Annotated in this window: 16 protein-coding genes; 3 read left to right on the plus strand and 13 right to left on the minus strand. The window is 46.9% G+C overall.

Annotated elements, in window-relative coordinates; translation table 11 throughout:
* Positions 1-64: 64 nt before the first annotated feature.
* From ACYQ2C_RS10160 to ubiA, 7 genes are all read right to left on the minus strand, one after another.
* Positions 65-274: a hypothetical protein gene (locus ACYQ2C_RS10160; RefSeq protein ID WP_460102263.1), complete on the minus strand. Its 210-nt coding sequence runs from the start codon at positions 272-274 to the stop codon at positions 65-67.
* A 144-nt stretch (positions 275-418) separates the two neighbouring features.
* The gene (locus ACYQ2C_RS10165; RefSeq protein ID WP_460102266.1) at positions 419-1192 is read right to left on the minus strand and encodes a TSUP family transporter; all 774 of its coding nucleotides are present in this window, start codon (positions 1190-1192) and stop codon (positions 419-421) included.
* A 412-nt stretch (positions 1193-1604) separates the two neighbouring features.
* Complete coding sequence (locus ACYQ2C_RS10170) at positions 1605-3260, minus strand: tetratricopeptide repeat protein (protein WP_460102269.1); 1656 nt, start codon at positions 3258-3260, stop codon at positions 1605-1607.
* A 91-nt stretch (positions 3261-3351) separates the two neighbouring features.
* A complete protein-coding gene (locus ACYQ2C_RS10175; protein ID WP_460102272.1) occupies positions 3352-4497 on the minus strand; it encodes a GNAT family N-acetyltransferase in 1146 nt (381 codons plus the stop codon).
* A 232-nt stretch (positions 4498-4729) separates the two neighbouring features.
* Complete coding sequence (gene phoR, locus ACYQ2C_RS10180) at positions 4730-6052, minus strand: phosphate regulon sensor histidine kinase PhoR (protein ID WP_460102275.1); 1323 nt, start codon at positions 6050-6052, stop codon at positions 4730-4732.
* Positions 6053-6108: 56 nt separating this feature from the next.
* Positions 6109-6813 carry a phosphate regulon transcriptional regulator PhoB gene (gene phoB / locus ACYQ2C_RS10185; protein ID WP_460049086.1) on the minus strand — a complete coding sequence of 235 codons (705 nt, stop codon included), beginning with the start codon at positions 6811-6813 and terminating at the stop codon, positions 6109-6111.
* Between the two features lie 233 nt (positions 6814-7046).
* The gene (ubiA, locus tag ACYQ2C_RS10190) at positions 7047-7928 is read right to left on the minus strand and encodes a 4-hydroxybenzoate octaprenyltransferase (protein ID WP_460102279.1); all 882 of its coding nucleotides are present in this window, start codon (positions 7926-7928) and stop codon (positions 7047-7049) included.
* Between the two features lie 259 nt (positions 7929-8187).
* Between ubiA and ACYQ2C_RS10195 the strand changes: the two genes are divergently transcribed.
* A complete protein-coding gene (locus ACYQ2C_RS10195) occupies positions 8188-8472 on the plus strand; it encodes an HU family DNA-binding protein (RefSeq protein WP_460102282.1) in 285 nt (94 codons plus the stop codon).
* Positions 8473-8553: 81 nt separating this feature from the next.
* On the opposite strand, the gene ACYQ2C_RS10200 is transcribed toward ACYQ2C_RS10195, so the two are convergent.
* The 3 genes from ACYQ2C_RS10200 to ACYQ2C_RS10210 all read right to left on the minus strand — a co-directional run bounded on the left by ACYQ2C_RS10200 (position 8554) and on the right by ACYQ2C_RS10210 (position 13483).
* Positions 8554-9960 carry an HDOD domain-containing protein gene (locus ACYQ2C_RS10200; protein WP_460102285.1) on the minus strand — a complete coding sequence of 469 codons (1407 nt, stop codon included), beginning with the start codon at positions 9958-9960 and terminating at the stop codon, positions 8554-8556.
* Positions 9961-10294: 334 nt separating this feature from the next.
* Positions 10295-12391: an ATP-dependent DNA helicase RecG gene (recG, locus tag ACYQ2C_RS10205; protein ID WP_460102288.1), complete on the minus strand. Its 2097-nt coding sequence runs from the start codon at positions 12389-12391 to the stop codon at positions 10295-10297.
* A 165-nt stretch (positions 12392-12556) separates the two neighbouring features.
* A complete protein-coding gene (locus tag ACYQ2C_RS10210; protein ID WP_460049078.1) occupies positions 12557-13483 on the minus strand; it encodes a hydrogen peroxide-inducible genes activator in 927 nt (308 codons plus the stop codon).
* A 156-nt stretch (positions 13484-13639) separates the two neighbouring features.
* Here ACYQ2C_RS10210 and ACYQ2C_RS10215 point away from each other — a divergent pair, with 156 nt between their 5' ends.
* Both ACYQ2C_RS10215 and ACYQ2C_RS10220 read left to right on the plus strand, forming a co-directional pair.
* Positions 13640-14596 (plus strand): sugar nucleotide-binding protein, encoded by a 957-nt coding sequence (locus tag ACYQ2C_RS10215; protein WP_460049077.1) that lies wholly within the window; start codon positions 13640-13642, stop codon positions 14594-14596.
* Positions 14597-14657: 61 nt separating this feature from the next.
* Entirely contained in the window at positions 14658-14915 is a 258-nt protein-coding gene (locus ACYQ2C_RS10220; RefSeq protein ID WP_460049075.1) for a hypothetical protein, read from the plus strand.
* Positions 14916-15198: 283 nt separating this feature from the next.
* Here ACYQ2C_RS10220 and ACYQ2C_RS10225 read toward each other — a convergent pair whose 3' ends face one another.
* The 3 genes from ACYQ2C_RS10225 to rpoZ form a co-directional block, all read right to left on the minus strand.
* Positions 15199-15582, minus strand: a complete 384-nt coding sequence (locus tag ACYQ2C_RS10225; protein WP_460049074.1) for a RidA family protein — start codon at positions 15580-15582, stop codon at positions 15199-15201.
* Positions 15583-15740: 158 nt separating this feature from the next.
* A complete protein-coding gene (locus ACYQ2C_RS10230) occupies positions 15741-17855 on the minus strand; it encodes a RelA/SpoT family protein (protein ID WP_460102293.1) in 2115 nt (704 codons plus the stop codon).
* Between the two features lie 467 nt (positions 17856-18322).
* Entirely contained in the window at positions 18323-18571 is a 249-nt protein-coding gene (gene rpoZ, locus ACYQ2C_RS10235; protein ID WP_460049072.1) for a DNA-directed RNA polymerase subunit omega, read from the minus strand.
* Between the last annotated feature and the right edge of the window lie 18 nt (positions 18572-18589).

Here is an 18589-nt window from a genome sequence, read left to right on the forward strand (position 1 = left end):
TTTATAGGCCATTTGTAGGTTCCTTTGTTTGGGGCAGTTTACCCTACAAGCTGGTACGAGATTATTAAACCACTACAGTAATGGTTTTGCCATCGACGATGATCAGTGGCGATTGAATAATTTTGCCGCTGATAACGTCAATCATGGCGTCGGCGGTGATTGCCGTTTTGGCTAAAGTACTGTGGCTTAATGCTGCAAGAACTGCTGCGCCAGCGAGACAAAGGCTTTGGCGTAATACCTTAAAGGATTGTCGACATTGAACAGCTAGTTGCATTCGTTCACTCCAAATTCTTTCTATTTTTTAAGATGCATTAACAACGCGGAACGGTTATTAACGTGATTGCTTAAAGAGACGAACAATTTGGCGAATAACACCGAGGATTACTTTGATTAAATCAGCAGTGAGTTAACTAGAGATTTAAAAGCTTAAATAACCTTGGCTAAAAGCATAGCGAATTAACATGGCGGTGCACATAAAAACAATTAAAGCCCGAATATAAACGGCTTTAATGCTGACTAAAAAATGCGAACCCAACCAAGAGCCAATAACTTGCCCAACAATCATTAGTGCTCCAATTATCCAAACGACTTTTCCTAAACTGATAAAAATAATTAACGAGGCAAAGTTGCTGGCAAAATTTAAAGGCTTGGCCATCATGCTGGCTTTTACTAAATCTTTTCCGGCACCAAGCACATTGGCAAGCGCAAAAAAAGAACCCGTACCCGGGCCAAAAAATCCGTCGTAAAAACCAATGGTGGGAATAACGCCGTTTTTATAGGATTTTAGAGAAATTTTAGGTTCTGTTGTTTGTTGCGGTGTGGGCGAAATTAAAAAATAAATGGCAATTAAAAATAAAACGATGGGAATAATAAACGAGAGCGATTTTGCATTGATGAATTGAATGGCAATGGCACCAATAAGGGCGCCTAAAAAAGCAGTAATAATAAGTGGTTTTGTCTCGCGCCAATCGAGCTTGCCTTTACGGATTAACAACCACGTGGAAGTCGCCAAACCAACGGTACCTTGCAGTTTATTGGTGCCCATGGCAACCAACGGCGGTAAACCAAATAAAAATAACGCCGGTAAGCTGATTAAGCCACCGCCACCTGCAAGAGTGTTGATAAATCCCGAGACTAACGCCGAAACAAACAGCAGTAATACGCCATCAAGAGGCAGGGCCAGTACATCCACGTAAATACGTCCAATCAAAAAGTGTGTGGATTATACCGTGGTATAAATGGATTTGATGCCTGAGAGTTTAACGTATTTATTCTCGATTATTGACGAGGCGTTAGAGGGTTCCTGAATAAGAATTTCATATAGGAACTTCTGATTAACTCATCCATGATTTAATCAGAGGACAGAAATTGAAAATGCGATTTCCAATTTCTTCACAATTTCAATCACTTACCGTTCTTGAAATTGGCGACACATCCTTGTGTCGCGAGAAACCCTGGTTAATCAGAGTTTCCTATAGAAAATTGCCTGTTAGTAGATTGGTAAATGTAAGCACTTTTTAAAAGCTGGTTTTAAAAGACTCGCATAAAAAATATCAGCAATAAAACATCGCACTATTCGTGTGGAGATAATGTTAGGGAAAAAGTCATGTTGGATAGTGATCAACAATACGCGTTTCGCCAAATTGCGTTTGCAGCGCTTTTGCGCGAGCCGCCTGAGCATCGCCTTCTTTCACGTTCTGTGTTCTTTCAAAGCAGCGTTTAATTAATGCTGCGTCGCGTTGCGTTACTGCGCCGTCGTATTGTTCTAAAAGCACTTGCACAAGGTTGAGGTTTAAGCCCGGATGGTTGGGAAATATCGCCAGCGCCTCTTGGAAGACGCGCGTGGCTTGGCGATAGTCTTTATTTTGATAAGCGCTGATCCCCAATTTGGTCAGCGAGGCAACTTTTTCTTTGGAGCCTTGGGTAACCGGTGTGGCTGCGGCGCGCTCTATTTTTGCCAACACTTTAGACTCACCGGCAAACTCCGCGGCCATGGCATGAAGATGATCTTCGGCCTCTTCGGTTTCACCGGCGTCTTGCAAGGCTTGCACGTAATCAAGATGACAATCGGCGTCGTCGGATGCGTTGTCGCGAAACAGTTGTCGGGCTTCGTGATTGCTTTTCTCAGCCGTTGGTTTGTTCATTGCCTGGTCTAAACTCGATAAAATCAGGCCGCCTTTGAGCTGTACATCAAGATCATCGGGATTGTCTTTGAGTTTACGAGTGAGAATTTTGCGCGCCTTTTCGGCTTGTTCGTAAGACTCCTTTGTGGATGAGTCGCGGGCCCAATGGGCAGCTTTGCGAGCAAAGTTATACACGTCCGATTCGTCTTCGTGAATACTGTTCATGCCCCACTTAATGGCGTGCTGAAAACTTCGTGTGCTGGTTTTGACGTCGCCGTTGGCTTCGGCGATTTCGGCCAATTTACGATGTCGCAACACCGATTTTGGCGACAACTTACAAGCATGTTCGATTTCTTCTTGGGCTTTATCGATATCCGAGCGCGACAAATGTACCCGAGCTAACAGGTCTCGGGCCTCAACGTAGCGTTGATCGTGGGCGAGCACTTTTTGCAGAATAATTTCCGCTTGATCCATGGCGCCAAGCTCAACCAAGGTTTCGGCTAAACCCAGCATGGCCCAAGGCAGCGGTCGCTGTTCAACAATGCTTTCGTAGTGCTCGCGGGATTTATGCAGTTCACCCAGTAAGAATAAAATCCGGCCTTTGATGCGCTCTATTTCAAACGCAAACTTAGCACCGCTGGCGAGCATTTTTTCGCAGACTTCAATGGCTTCGCGGTAGTTTTTTTCGGCGAAGAGTTTTTTGATCGGCAGTAAGGCTTCGTGTTTGATTAAGACTCGATCGAGCCTCAGGCAAAACTGCTTGGGCGTAAAGGGTTTGGCAACGTAGTCATCCGGCTGGCTTTCTATGGCGCCGAGCACCATTTCGCGAGAGGTTTCTGCGGTGATCATGACAAACAGGCCCACGGGAGTGAGCAGCTTTTTAGCGCGCAGCGCTTCAAGCAATTGCTGGCCATCTTGGCTGCGGCCCAGATTGTAGTCGCAGATGATCAAGCTATATGGACGGGATCTACACATCGACATCGCCTCCTGCGCGTTAGCGGCGGTATCGATTCTGGCGATGCCTTGAGTACTGATCATGCGCTTCATGGCGCCGCGCATTTCGGGCATGTCGTCAACAATTAAGCAGTTGTGACGCTCATAGAGCTTAATCAGTTCGAGTTTGGTTATTAGGGTCAAAGCGGTCTCTGGGTCAATTGCGTCTAACTAAAGAAGATTCCCATTAATTAAGAATCTTCTAGAAGTTTAGATGAAATTGATCGCTTAGCTTTTATTCCTGTTTGAAAGGTAGCATTTCTGTGGTTTCTGCCATGTATTGCTCAATGCCTGGCTTTTCACGTCGTAAAAAATCGCGAATGGCTTCGTCGAATCGACTGTCTGCCAACCAGTGATTTGACCAAGTGGCGGTTGGTGTAAAGCCGCGCTGGATCTTGTGTTCGCCCTGTGCACCGGGATCAAAACATTGAATGCCCTGCTCTATGGCGTATTCAATGCCTTGGTAGTAGCAGGCTTCAAAGTGCAGCGAATCGTACTCATCGCGACACCCCCAATAGCGACCAAAAAGATGCGTGCTACTTTTAAAACACAAAGCCGCCGCGACCAGCTTGTCGTTGGTGTAGGCTTGAACCATCATCAGGTTTTCGGGCATGGTTCTACCCAAAGTTTGAAAGAAATCTCCGGTTAGATAGCCATCATGGCCGCTGCGTTTTAGATAAGTAAGACGGTAGAACTCGTAGAATTTGCGCCATTGCGCTTCGGTAATGTCTCTGCCTTCACAGCGTATCAAGGTGACGTTTTGAGACTCAACCTTCTGGCGCTCTTTTTTAAGGTTTTTACGCTTACGGCTGGCAAATGTCGCTAAAAAGTCGTCAAAATCTCTGAAATCTTGATTATACCAATGAAACTGGCAGCCTTGGCGCAAGGCAAATCCCGACTGCTCTAAATGGCTTGCCACCTTGATATCACTGAACAAACAATGCCACGACGACGCGCCTATTTTTGCAGCCTGGTCGGTGATCACCTCTGCCATTTGAGTCATTAACGTTTGTTGCTGTTGTTCGTCGAGATGATTGGCAAAGCAAAAACGTGGGCCGGTAGCCGGTGTAAAAGGAATTGCACTTAACAGCTTTGGATAGTAATGCAGGCCGTTGCGGTGGTAGGCGTCGGCCCATGCCCAATCAAATACGTATTCGCCATAGGAATGGCCTTTAACAAACAGTGGCAGCAAAGCGATCAGTTGATCTCCTTGGTAAACCGTTAGGTGAAAAGGTTGCCAGCCGGATTCGGCGGTGGTTGCGCCACTGCTTTCTAAGGCGTGTAAGAATTCATGTCTTAAAAATGGATAATCACTCCCGGCGACGCGATTCCAGTCGTTGGCGTCAACATCGGTAACACTGGTTACAAACTTAAAATCCATACAAATTATCCAAGCGCAGGTTCGATGTGATACTGGGTTTAACGCTGTGAGCGTTAATGCCATTTTCGCGAGTTGCGAAAGCTATGCCGTAGGGCTTATCAAACTAGAACTGGGACGAGAGTTCAACCGATAGTTGCAAAACACTGTTTTCGAAATTGTGTTTTCGAAATTGTGTTTTCAAAACTGTGCTTTCTGAAATCCAGAGTCGGTACGAGTTCTGAAATTAACGATGTTATTCGCTATCGTTTAACGATGACGGGCGGTGTTCTTTAACAACGCGATCCAGACGGAAGCTACAGGTAAATGTGCTGCCGTGGTTGATTCGACTGGTGATTTCAAGATGCGCTTGGTGACGTGACAATACGTGTTTAACAATGGCCAGCCCTAAACCGGTGCCGCCGGTGTCTAGGCTGCGGCTGGCGTCAACGCGATAAAAGCGTTCGGTAAGTCTGGGAATGTGGCGCGCTTCAATACCTATGCCGTGGTCTTCAATGGCGATATGACCGCCGCCTTCATCAACGTAAGCGTGCAGAATGATTTGGCTTTTGGCCGGTGAATAACGCACGGCGTTGTAGACTAGGTTCGAAATACAACTGCGTAGCTCTTCGATAACGCCAATCAACAAAAAGTCTTCGTCGGCGTCGATTTCAAACTGATGAGCCTTGTCGCCACTGAGGTCTTGGGCGTCGTGGACGATGCTTTGCAGCAAATCGGCGACGTTAATTTTTGTCTCTCGCAGGCTGCTGTCGTCGGTTTCAAGGCGTGTCAAAGTCAGCAGATCTTCAATGATCAAGGTCATGCGTTTCGATTGCTGTTCCATTTGGCTGATGGCTTTTTGCCAAACACCGGGCAGCGAATCGGCATTATCGGCCATGGTTTCTAAGTAACCCCGCACCACTGTCAGCGGTGTACGCAGTTCGTGAGAAACGTTACCGATAAAGTCTTTGCGCATTTGTTCAAGCTTTTGCAGCCGTGAAATATCGCGCACCACCATCAGATAGTCGCCTTGGCCGTAGCGGTTGATTTGAAAACTTAAGAATTGATCGCTATCGGTGGCCGACGGCATGGTTAGCGGTTCTGAGTAATCTTCGGCTTCGAGGTAGCGCACAAAGCGCGGCGAGCGCAGGTAGTTAACGATGGGTTTGCCGTGATCGCCCGGTTGTAGACCAATCAGTCGCCGGGCACTTTGGTTCCACCATTGAATGGACGCTTGGTCGTCTAAAATAATCACCGCGTCCTTGAGTGCGGCGGTAGTTTCTTGCACCCGAAGAATCAGTGATTGTAAGCGGTGCTTTTCTTTGTTGTGCCTTTCGCGATTGTTGGAGACCTGGTAATAAACCTCCTCCCAAAAGCCGGTGGCGTTGGGCACCTGGCCGATACTGCGAGTGGTTAGCCAACGCTCAAGCTTGCGCATGTTGTACAGCGTCCAAGCGCCGTACAACACATTGGCCAGCAATAAGGTATACAGTGGATAACCAATGACGAGACCAAGTACAGCCGCAACTGCGATAGCGACTAAAAATTGCCGAAATTCAGATACAAAGCCACGATGCACGAGTGATCTCGAGTGATAGGTTTACGACATTAAAGCTCAAGTATAAGCGATTTATCTTAAGCTTTTTCGGTGACTTTGATGGAAAAACGGTAACCGGTGCCACGCACGGTTTGAATAAAGCGGTCGTGGTCGTCTTGAGTTAAGGCTTTACGCAGGCGACGAATGTGAACGTCTACGGTGCGCTCTTCCACATAGACGTTGCCGCCCCAAACGTGGTCAAGCAGTTGACCGCGAGTGTACACACGCTCTTGGTGGGTTAAGAAGAACTCCAGCAAGCGGTATTCGGTTGGACCCATATCGATGGGTTTCTCGTTGATGGTAACGCGGTGGCTTACCGGGTCGAGTACTAGGCCTTCGACCGAAATTGGGCCACTGGTAGAGGCAGAGTCGGTGCGACGTAAAACTGCTTTTAAGCGAGCGACCAGCTCTCTGGGGGAGAAGGGCTTGGTGATGTAGTCATCAGCGCCGACTTCTAAACCTTGTACCTTGTTGTCTTCCTCGCCTTTAGCGGTAAGCATGATGATTGGAATTTGCGAAGTAACCTCATCGCGCTTGAGGCGACGAGCTAATTCGATACCGCTGGTGCCAGGTAACATCCAATCGAGCAGAATCAAATCTGGCTTTTCATCCACAATCAGGGTGTGTGCCGTTTGCGCATCCATGGCTTCAAGGCATTTATAATCCGCCATTTCAAGTGCTACACGCAGCATATCTCGAATGGAGGATTCATCGTCTACGATCAAAATTGTTTTATCGGCCATGGTTGCACACCGGAATTGTGAATTTAAGGAGGCGTTTTAAGCTGGGTGCATTTAATAAAGGTTTTGTTTCGCTTTTATGACAATCATAGCAATTGGTTGTGATAAATCTGTAATTTGTGTGAAACACACAGGTATATTGGCGAAAACTGTCTAATGAGTTAGTAATTGCCGCAGAATTCATAAGGTTTAGGGCATAAAAATCGTAATGCTTAGATGCCTAAATTTTTAAATGCTTAAAGCAAATAATCAGCCGCGATCGCCACGAATAAAACCACGCCCACCCACTGATTATTCTTAAACGCCTTGAAACATTGCTCCCGCTCGCGATTGCGAATCAAATATTGCTGATACACAAACAAACCCGCGCAAACGGCCACGCCAATGGAGTAAATCCAGCCCAATTTGGCGTTATCACCGATCAGTATCATGCCGAATAGCGTCAGCACTTGTAGACACCCAGTAATAACCTTGTCCATATCGCCAAACAATACCGCGGTGGATTTCACGCCAATTTTTAAGTCGTCATCGCGATCGACCATGGCGTAGAAGGTATCGTAGGCAATCACCCAGAGCAGATTGGTAAAGTAAATGACCCAAGCGGTTTTTGGCAACGTGTTGGTTTCGGCCGTAAATACCATGGGAATTCCCCAAGAGAATGCTGCACCTAATACGACCTGTGGCATATGCGTGTAGCGCTTGGCAAATGGATAAGCACTGGCGAGCAGTAATGCCGCAAATGACAGCGCAATGGTTTGCCAATTGGTCAGAATCACTAACGCAAAGGCTAAAGCACACAAGGCTGTAAAAAGGAACAGTGCATTGCCTTCCGATAATCTTCCTGCTGCGAGCGGACGTTGGTTGGTACGCTTAACCTTGCCATCAAAGTTGCGGTCGGCGTAATCGTTGATAACGCATCCGGCTGAGCGCATCACAAAGACGCCGAGGGTAAAAATAATCAAGGTGCTGATGCTGGGTTTGCCTTCTGAAGCAATCCAAAGCGCCCAATAAACCGGCCAGAGCAACAATAAACTGCCCACCGGTTTATCCATTCGCATCAATTTTAGGTAGTCGTTCCAGTCGCCGGATTTTGGGGTTACGTATTTCTCAAGATTCATTAATGGCTCGACAAACTTCTTTGGCTATAACTCAAATCGTTAAGATTTGGCTTAAAAACAGGTGGTAAATCAATTTGGCTGCGATCTTACGGCCTTAGCGGCTTGATAAAGCCATAATTTCGACTAAAAAGAAAGCCAGAGGTGTTTAAAGTGCGCGACAAAGCGAGTTATTTAGTTAGGGATTTCTTAACTTGTTTTGAGCGTTGCTGTGGTTTTGAAGAAAGATTTAACAATTACAACAACAGAGAAATCATTCGCCATGCATAAAACTGAATTGGTCAACGCCGTCGCCGAAAGTGCCAACATCACCAAAGAAAAGGCACATGACATCATTTCCACCATTCTCGATGAAATCACCAACGCATTAAGTCGCAACGAGTCGGTTAATATTTTGGGTTTTGGATCGTTTAATCCCAAAACACGAGCCGCTCGCACTGGGCGCAGTCCTGCGACCGGTGAGCCAATCGAAATCGCCGCCAGTAACAGCGTGTCTTTTAAGCCCGGAAAACAATTGAAAGATCTAGTCAATCAAGCATCTTCATAGCCGTTCGCGAGTTTTCTTTGCAAAGATCGACGCCACAAAAAAGCCCTCAGTTGAGGGCTTTTGGTTATTTGCAAACTGCGATTAATGGCTGAGTTCGTTGGCGATAGTTTCTAGCTCTAGGGCGGATTCAATAATGTTATCGAGGGTTTCGTCTAAATCGGCTTGAGTCAAATGCACGCGGGTGAGCATTTCTGGCGACAGTGGCTGTTTGGGGCCGTCGGCTAAACCTCTCAAGCACAAAATGCGATGGGAGATGTACAGAAGGTTGGCGTAGATGGCGTGCTCACCGTCGTAATCGGGGTTGTCTTGGTGGCGCAACGCGGTTACAACCTCCTGCGGCATATTCCACAAATCCATCAACCAAGAGCTTAATTGCTGGCGACTGACACCAATTTGCTGCTTTTCTACCACCGAGTCATCTACGTGCGGATTGGCATCCCACGATTTGCATAGGCGGTCGAAATACGGTGGAAAGACGTCGGCAATAATCAAATAACCGAAGTTATGAAGTAAGCCAGAAAGATACGCTAGACCAAAACCGGGGCGATGTGGTCGGTCAATGGCCGTAACCAAGCCTTCCATGGTGGCGGCCATATAAACCGCGGTGCGCCAGTAGGTTTGTGAGCCGTGTGGGCCTCTGGGAGGAATATCAAGAGTTCGACTCAGAGCAATTCCCAGAGCGAGATTGAGCACCATGTCGAAGCCCAAAACGCGCACTATGGCATCGTGAATTGAGCGAATTTTTCCGGGAGCGGAATAATAAGGCGATGATGCCCAGCTAACGACTTGCGCGGCGAGGCTGGGGTCGGTTTCAACAATAGACGACAGGTCGCTGATGTCCGCGTCCGGGTCTACCCTTAATTTGATGATGCGCTGGGCGGTTTCTGGTAGCGGCGGCATCTCAAGGGTGTCTTCAAGGCGCTGTTTGATGCGAAGCGCGGTGAATTTAGAGACTGACTGCTTAATGTCAGCCACGTCGTTATCGGTGGACATCAAGCCCTGCTCAATTTGAGCAATAGGAATGGCGATGTCTAAGCTCGAAGCCTTGTGGGCCATCAACTGATCGAGAGCTTCGTTATCGATCTCAAGCAAATGTGGCGACTTACCGGCGTCCAACAAGATAGGTTCTTGAGCTTTGGTAAGTCGCTCATCAATGACCGTTTCTAAACCACTGATGTTTGGGATCGCCGGAATGCCATCGAGATTCTTCGAGCTGATGTAGTTTTCAACTTCTTTAGCGTCAACTGCGTGCAAATTGCGGCTGGTCAGTTGGCAAAGACGCTGTAGATCTAGTAGGCAGTTCGCTGGCACCACCACCAACAACTTACCGCGCTCATCTTCCAATAAAATAGAGCGCGCTGCGTTACTGTCTCGCAGATGGTGGTCGCGGTAATGGTTGGCTGTTGCTGTATCGTTGCTGTATGTGGTCATGGTGTAATTTATCTGCTTGGTGTCCAAGAGTTTTTTAACATTACTTGGGAATTGCACCTCAGTTCCTCGGCTTTATTCTTATAGCTTGAATGTTTACCTATCGATCACGGCTTCAGCTGCCTGCGCAATCTGATTGAGATCAGCGGTGTCCTGCAAATCTAAGTGTAGTTCACTGCTCAGAGATGGCCTTTGAATTTGATGGATTTCTGCCAAATGCTTGTAAAATTGCGTGTGGGTAAAACTTGGTTTACCCAAGTCTTTGCAGTGCTACAGCGGCGCTTTGCTAATTTCAATAACGGCAAGTGATAGAAATCGTGAAGAAATTGGTAATCGAATTTTCGATTTTGAAGTTCGAGTAAGTCGAAGATGTCTGACGTAAACGGCGACTTCGCTAGACGTCGGCAAACTGCTGACGATGACCCAGCCAACGCTCGATAATGGCGTGGGCTGCGCGAGGATTTTCTTTTTGCAGGGTTTCGCCAATTTCTACTGCTTTGGCGAGCAAGTCTTGGTGGGTATCGAGATTGGCGACGCGAAATTGCACATCACCGGTTTGACGTGTTCCTAACACCTCGCCGGGGCCACGAATTTTTAGGTCTTCTTCGGCGATCACAAAGCCGTCGTTGGTGCTGCGCATAATGTCTAAACGTTTGCGTGCAACCTTGGATAAGGGCTTCTGATACAGCAATACGCAGGAGCTTTCGGCCTCGCCACGCCCAACTCGACCGCGCAATTGATGCAACTGGGCCAAGCCTAAGCGTTCGGGATTTTCAATCACCATCAGGCTAGCATTTGGCACATCCACGCCAACTTCAATGACCGTTGTCGCCACCAGTAAATCGAGTTGATGCTGCTTGAACGCCTGCATCTGCTCGTCTTTTTTGGCACTGCTTAGGCGGCCGTGAACGAGGCCAATTTTTAGATGGCTAAGTGCTTCGCAGAGCATCTCCCATGTTGCTTGCGCGGCCTGGGCTTGTAGGGTTTCTGAGTCTTCAATCAGTGTGCACACCCAATAGGCCTGACGACCGCTTTCGCAGGCCTGGCCGATTCGCTCAATGACGCTGTCGCGACGATTCTGAGCAATGACGGCGGTGGTAACAGGTTTTCGGCCCGGCGGTAATTCGTCAATGCTGGAAATATCAATATTCGCGTAAAAACTCATCGCCAAGGTTCTTGGAATGGGGGTGGCGGTGAGCGACAGTTGGTGTGCCGAGGTTTTACTTTTCTGTTGTAATGCCAAGCGTTGATGAACGCCAAAACGGTGTTGCTCATCAATGATAGTCAAGGCAAGATCGTGAAATTCCACACCTTCTTGAAACAAGGCCTGAGTGCCAACCACCACCAAAGCTTCGCCGGATGAGATCGCCTCGTTTTGCAGTCGCCTTTCTTTAACACCTTGGCGGCCGACTAACCAGGCACAACGAATACCCAAACCTTCTTCAAACCACCGCGTAAAGTTGCGAAAGTGCTGTTCGGCAAGAATTTCTGTCGGCGCCATCAGTGCGGTCTGCTTGCCTTGAGCCGCGGCCTGAATCGCGGCCATGGCCGCCACCAAGGTTTTACCACTACCTACATCACCTTGCACTAATCGTCGCATGGGTGTGTGTGTGGCGAGATCGGTACAGATTTCGTCGATCACGCGCGCTTGGGCGTTGGTGAGGGTAAAGCCCACAAAATCGAGCAATTTTCGCTCTAGCTGTTTTGCGCGTGGCAGCGCGTAGGCGTCGTGAGTGTTCCCACGGAGCTTTTGTTCGCGCAGGCTTAGGTGGTGCGCCAGTAATTCTTCCAGCGCTAGACGTTTTTGTAATGGGTGCAGACCCAGGCTCAGTTCGTAAAGGTTGGCGTCTACGGGCGGTCGATGCAGATACAGGAGCGCTTGAGAGAGTGTTTGTAGCTGGTGCGTTGCTAAAAACTTTGAATCGATCAGTTCGTTGACTTGACCAGATTTTAGTCGTGATACCAGTTGATCGGTGAGTTGTAACCAACGCTTTTGTGTTAAGCCATCGGTACTTGGGTAAATTGGCGTAAGCCGATCGGGAAGCTCGTAATGTTGTTCATGCTCGGGTACTAGAACCTCAACTTCCGGATGGAAAAACTCTACACCGGTGGCGCCTCGTTTTACTTCGCCACAAACACGAACTTGAGTATCGGTTGCCAGACGCTCCTTCTGAGCGGCCGTAAAATGAAAAAATCGCAAACAAACGCTGCCGGTATCGTCTCGCACCTTGCACACAAGACTACGTTTTTTACCATAGGCAACATGGGCCGAAACCACTACGCCTTCAATTTGTGCGTAGGTACTCGGCCTGAGCTCGGCAACATCGGTAATTTGGGTTTGGTCGATATAACGGATGGGCAGATGAAATAATAAATCTCTAAAGCAAGTAATGCCCAACTTCGCGAGCTTTTCCTCCATTTGTGGCCCGACGCCTTTCAAGTGGGTAATAGGCGTCAGTTCGAAGGTGCTTTCTAGAGGTGAAGCCTGCATGAGCGAAACTTAGTCTCTGTGCGACTTGGCGAAGTAAAGCATGAAAAGTACTGTGTTTTTATCCATGAAAATGGATTAAAAACTAATTGTGAGAAAAGGTCAAAAGAGAAATGTCGCTGGCAAAAATTCGAACATAAAAAAGCCCCTTTTGCAGGGGCTAAAAACTTAAACTGTGCGATCGAGCTGGCATTGGTTAATGGCTTGACGCAGCACATCGACCGCTTTATGGCGAGGGAAGCTCGCACGCCACGCCAGTGCTACGGTTCGCGTTGGCGCTTGTCCGGCAAAAGATCTCACCACGAGGCGGTCGTTGTTATAAAACGGACTAGTCGCGGCGGACGCTGGTAAAATGGTAATGCCAAGGCCCGACGCAACCATGTGACGCAAAGTTTCTAACGAACTGCCTTCGGCTGCGGTGCGAATTTTAGACGTGTTAGTTTCATTATCCGCCGAAGGACGAATATTGGGACATGCCTCAAAGACTTGATCTCTGAAACAGTGACCTTCACCGAGTAGTAAAATATTGTGGCCGTCGAGATCTTGAGTCTCAATGGTTTGTTTATCTTCGAGCGGATGGCCTTTATGAACTAACACGACGAAGGGCTCATCGTACAAAGGTTGGGTTACCACATCGGCTTCGGTAAAAGGTAGAGCTACAATAATGACATCCAGCTCGCCGTTTCGCAGTCTATGGCGTAAGGTCGCCGTAAAACCTTCTTCTACATACAACGGCATTTCGGGAGCGCGACGAATTAATTCGGGAATAAAGTGTGGTAATAGGTAGGGACCAATGGTGAAAATCGCGCCAACCTGTAACGGACTTTTGAGTTGGTCTTTACCAGCGGTAGCCATATCTTTAATGGCAGAAGTTTGTTCCAACACCAACTGTGCTTGGCTAACAATGGTTTCGCCTAATGGCGTTGGCTTTACGCGTGTTTTGGAACGCTCAAATAAGGCAACACCTAACTCTTCTTCTAGTTTTTTTACGGCGATACTTAAAGTCGGCTGGGATACAAAGCATTTTTCCGCTGCTCGGCCAAAATGTTGCTCCTGCGCCAGTGTTACTATGTAACGTAATTCCGTGAGGGTCATTGTTAAAGGCTCTTCGACTTGCTGAATTGATGAATATTATCTATTTAAAACTAGATTACCCCGTATTTTCAATTTTGGCTATCGATTCGGCGGGTTTAATTTATTTTATTAAGATATTGGTTAAATAAATATTTTTTATTAACTTTCTGTAAATATATGACAAGTAATTCACCACCTGAAAAAAACAAACTTTCACTGTTATGGCTGGGTTTTGGTCAAATTGGAAGGCAGTTTTCCACTCTTAGTAGCGCTTCGAGCTTTGACATAACAGCATTGACTAGAAATTGTTCACAGGTAGATTTATCTGCCAACCCAATACACGATAGTCCTAATTTATCGAAATTTAGCTCATCTGTGCACTATTTATGTTCAAGTGTGCAAGAAACCCATAACTACGAGCATTTATTCGACAACCCCAATTTATCGGTGGTTATTTCGTTAACACCAAAAACTCGCAGCGATCAAGGTTACCGCGAAGCCTACGTTGAGCCTATTGTAGAACTTTCTAATTTAATTAAACGTAAAAATATTACACCTAAACGAGTTGTCTTTGTGTCGAGTACTAGCGTTTACGCTCAAGACGACGGCAGCGTTGTGGATGAATCAAGCGCCACAACGCCAGTCGGTTTTGCTGGTGCTCGAATGCTTGAAGCCGAACAAGTCTTGCTAAACGCCTGTTCTACCGCTGTGATTGTTCGATTCTCAGGCATTTATGGGCCGGGGCGCTTCCGCTTGCTCGATTCGGTGCTTCAAGGCCAGTCATCGCCTGGGCCAGGATTTGGCGTAAACGCTTACACTAATCGAATCCATCAATACGATTGTGCACAAGTTATTGCTCATGTACTTACGCTCGAACAGCCAGAATCGATCTATATTGGTAGCGATGATGTCTCGTGCACCGGTGGCGAGATAAAACGGTATTTGGCGTCGGCCATGGGAGTTGAATACGCAGAAGAGCCTATATTGCCAAGTAACGAAAATCAGCTCAGATACACGGGTAAGCGGCTGAGTAATCAGCGTCTTAAGAATTCAGGATATGAATTTCTGTACCCGAGTTTTCGTGAGGGTTATCCAGAAATTTTAGAAGAGTATTTGAGAAGTAAAAAAGCCTAGTTTGGTGAGGCTTATCAAAAAAATAAGCCACACCAAAGTAATCTAGCTGTTAGGTAAATTTGTGACTGACCAACAAATTTTAGTAACTTGTATTTCTACTTTTTGGATAGGGGTATTCGCCTTTATAAAAGTAGGAAATATGTATAATGGCAAACCGTTTAGTGATGGACCGTCTTTAATTCCTATCATACCAATCTTTCCAGTTATAGCATTGCTGATTGGCATTTATATAAATAAGATCCTGCCATATGCGGGTGCGGTATTGTTTGTTATTACGCACTTTGGCTATATTGCATATGTGTTGTATAAAAAAGACTAAATATTCTTGAGCAAGAAATAGAATTTAATTCAGGGAATATCAACAGAGGAAGTGCCGAAGTTGTTCTGTTGCATCTATTTCTTTGCGATGATAGTCAAATCAAAACGTCAAATTATTTTGGTTAAACTAAAGTAATGATAGGTAGGTATAAAGTTTCAAATAGCTTCCCCATACCTAACCATTTCGTGCATGGGAACCATGGGCTGCGGCTTCAAGTTGCGCATGCGCTGCGCGCATTGTTGAACAACTTTCACCTCCACCCATGGTCCCATGACGCCAGGCGTTAGATAACCGCTACTGCGTCGGCTTCAATAAGTGCCGCTTTGGGTAATTCACTAACGCCAATTGCCGCTCGCGCTGGGTAAGGCTGGCTAAAGTACGCCGACATTACTTCGTTAACTTGCGCGAAGTTGCTCAGATCCGTTAGGTAAATGTTCAGTTTTACGATGTCTTTAAGGTCACCGCCGGCAGCTTCAATAACCGCAGCCAGATTTTTAAAAACTTGATGAGCCTGTTCGGTAAAGTTCTCAGACACCATTTGCATGGTTTCAGGAACCAAAGGAATTTGGCCCGACATGTAAACGGTATTGTTAACCTTGATTGCTTGAGAATAGGTACCGATCGCCGCTGGCGCATTATCGGTGTGAATGGTCGCTCTGTTTGTCATAGTCGCCCCCTGAGTTGTTAAGTGTTGCGACTAGGCCAAGTTATACGTTGGTATCGCCAGTCTTTGAATCCCGATGTGGTATCAGAATGTTAGCAAAGCCTAGCGGGGCCGCCGCGAAAGAAATCCGGCAGTATATAGTGGTTTTTGGTGCTGGCAAGTCAGTTTTTGTGTCGGCTGACGCGGATTACGGTTTTTAGTAACCGAATTCTGCGCAGAATGTTCGCTAGATGTTTGCGGTTGGTTACATTCAGCGTGAGTTTTACAACCATGTTGTGAGCGTCTTTCTCATCAACTTGAATCTTTTCAATGCCCGCTCCCTGCTCCGAGATTCGCGTCGCCATGGTGGCGATAATGCCGCGTTCGTTAATGACTTCGGCGCGCAAAATCACAATAAACTCGCCGCTGACTTTTTTCGCCCACGTCATGTTATTGACTAATTCGGGTTTACTTTGGCGAATTTCGACAAGATTACGACAAGATTCTTGATGCACCACCAAGCCTTTGCCTGCGCTGATGTGACCGGCAATGGTGTCGCCCGGAATTGGACAGCAACAACGTGCGAAGCTGATAACAGCCGCATCTGCGGCAGAAATAACCAACGGTTGAGCTTTAGATTTGACATCGGTGGGGTGATCGGTGGCGAGCAGTTCGGCAATGGATGATGCGGTGCGGCGACCTAAGCCAATTTCTTCAAGAAGCTGATCTTTGCTGCTGGTTCCTAGCAAATCGAGTAATTTTTGCAGATGATCTTGATCGAGTTTATCGACCGACAATTGATAAACCTGCAACGCCTGCTGAAGCATTTTGCTGCCAAGTTCAATGGATTCATTGTGTTGCTGGCGTTTTAAATAGTGACGGATGGCGGCTTTTGCCTTGCCCGATACTGCGAAATTTAACCAAGATGGATTAGGGTGAGCGACTTCAGAGGTAATAATCTGAATTTTTTCGCCGCTTTGCAGCTGACGAGATAGCGGCGCCATTCGATCATTCACCCGACAAGCGATGCAGTGATCACCAATGTCGGTGTGCACGGCGTAGGCAAAATCTACCGAGGTCGCGCCAGCGGGCAATTCGACAATCTTGCCCTTAGGTGTGAAGACATAGACTTCATCGGGGAACAGGTCAATCTTGGCGTTTTCAATGAATTCTAAAGAGTCGCCCGCTTGTTGCTGAATTTCCAACAAACCTTTGATCCACTTTCTTGCTCGGGTATGACCAATGGAATCCGAATCGCTCTCATTGTCAGATTTGTAGAGCCAATGCGCCGCGATACCCTGGTTGGCCATGGCGTCCATTTCGGCGGTACGTATTTGTACTTCAATGGGAATGCCGCTTAAACCTACCAAAATGGTGTGCAGTGATTGATAGCCGTTGGCTTTAGGAATGGCGATGTAATCTTTAAATTCACCCGGAACCGGTTTATACAAATTGTGCAGCGAGCCCAAAGCGCGGTAGCAGTCTTCAACGCTGTTAACCACAACTCTGAAGGCATAGACGTCCATAATTTCTTTGAACGACTTGTTTTTGCTGCGCATCTTCAAATAGATGCTGTACAGATGCTTTTCTCTACCGGTTACTGTAGCACTGACTATGTCGCGATCGAGTCTGTTTGAAATCGCGGTTTGGATGGTATCAACGACTTCCTTGCGATTACCGCGCACGGATTTTAACGCCGCGGCAAGTCGTCGAGATCGCATGGGATGAATGGCTTGAAAACACAGGTCTTCAAGCTCAATACGGATGTCATTCATACCTAAACGTGCGGCGATTGGTGCGTAGATTTCCAGTGTTTGACGGGCAATGCGGCGTTTTTTCTCGGGCCGCAGCGCGCCCAGTGTGCGCATGTTATGAAGACGATCGGAGAGCTTAACTAATATGACGCGAATATCCTTAGCCATAGCCAAGGTCATTTTGCGAAAGTTTTCGGCTTCTTTTTCGGCTTGAGAATCGAATTCGATTTGAGTGAGTTTGCTGACGCCATCAACGAGATCGGCAACGGTTTCACCAAACTGCTGGCTAAGGGCCGCTTTGTTGATTGCAGTATCTTCTATCACGTCGTGTAACATCGCCGCCATCAGGCTTTGATGATCCATACGCATCTCAGACAAGATTGTAGCGACACTCAGCGGATGAGTAACATAGGGCTCGCCACTGCTTCTGCGCTGACCCTCGTGGGCCTGCTCGGCATAGTAATAGGAGCGCTTAACCAGATTGACCTGATAAGGCTCTAGGTAGGTGGAAAGATGTTGACTGAGTTTTTCTATGTTGCCCACGTGGGTGAATTCTGCTCGATCTAATAACCTGGTGAAATATCAGTTAATATTCCGATTTGGAAATAAACTAAAGAATGCTCCAAGAATGCGCTAACACTTGGCGATAATCAATACCACTTGATTAGTTTTAGAGCCTTAAAATTTAGCTTAGCTCAAAAGTTCGACCAATCATTCAATAGTTGCTCTTTAATAGCTGAGACTATCTCAGAAACCGAACTTCCTTTACAGATCAACGAACAAAAGCCGTGCACCATCCTATTTTTAGGAAAAAAATAGGGCAGTCGGTCAAAGTTCGGCACAAATTGCTGGGTGATCTGAGTGGTAAAAAAGATGTAAATTTACGTGGCGCAGATCAATGCTGATCTCAGTGAATACAAGGAATAACGGCTACGTAAAGAATACGTAAAAAGGCGGGTAAGTTACAAAAGGATTCGCCGAGCTCAGTGGCTCGGCGCAGAACATAGCAATCAGTCTTGCTCTGGTTCTTCTATTGGGTATTCGTCGTCGTGATCTTCTTTCTGGTTCAAGATGCTCGCATCGATTAAACCTTCTTCGATTTCACGCAAAGCGATTACGGTTGGCTTGTCGTTTTCTTCAGGAACCAATGGGTCTTTACCACCAACTGCCAGTTGGCGTGCGCGCTTGCTGCCGACAAGTACTAATTCAAAACGGTTGTCTACGTGGTTAAGGCAATCTTCTACGGTGATACGGGCCATGAATTCTTACTCGGTAAT

It is taken from the genome of Sessilibacter sp. MAH3, assembly GCF_054658275.1.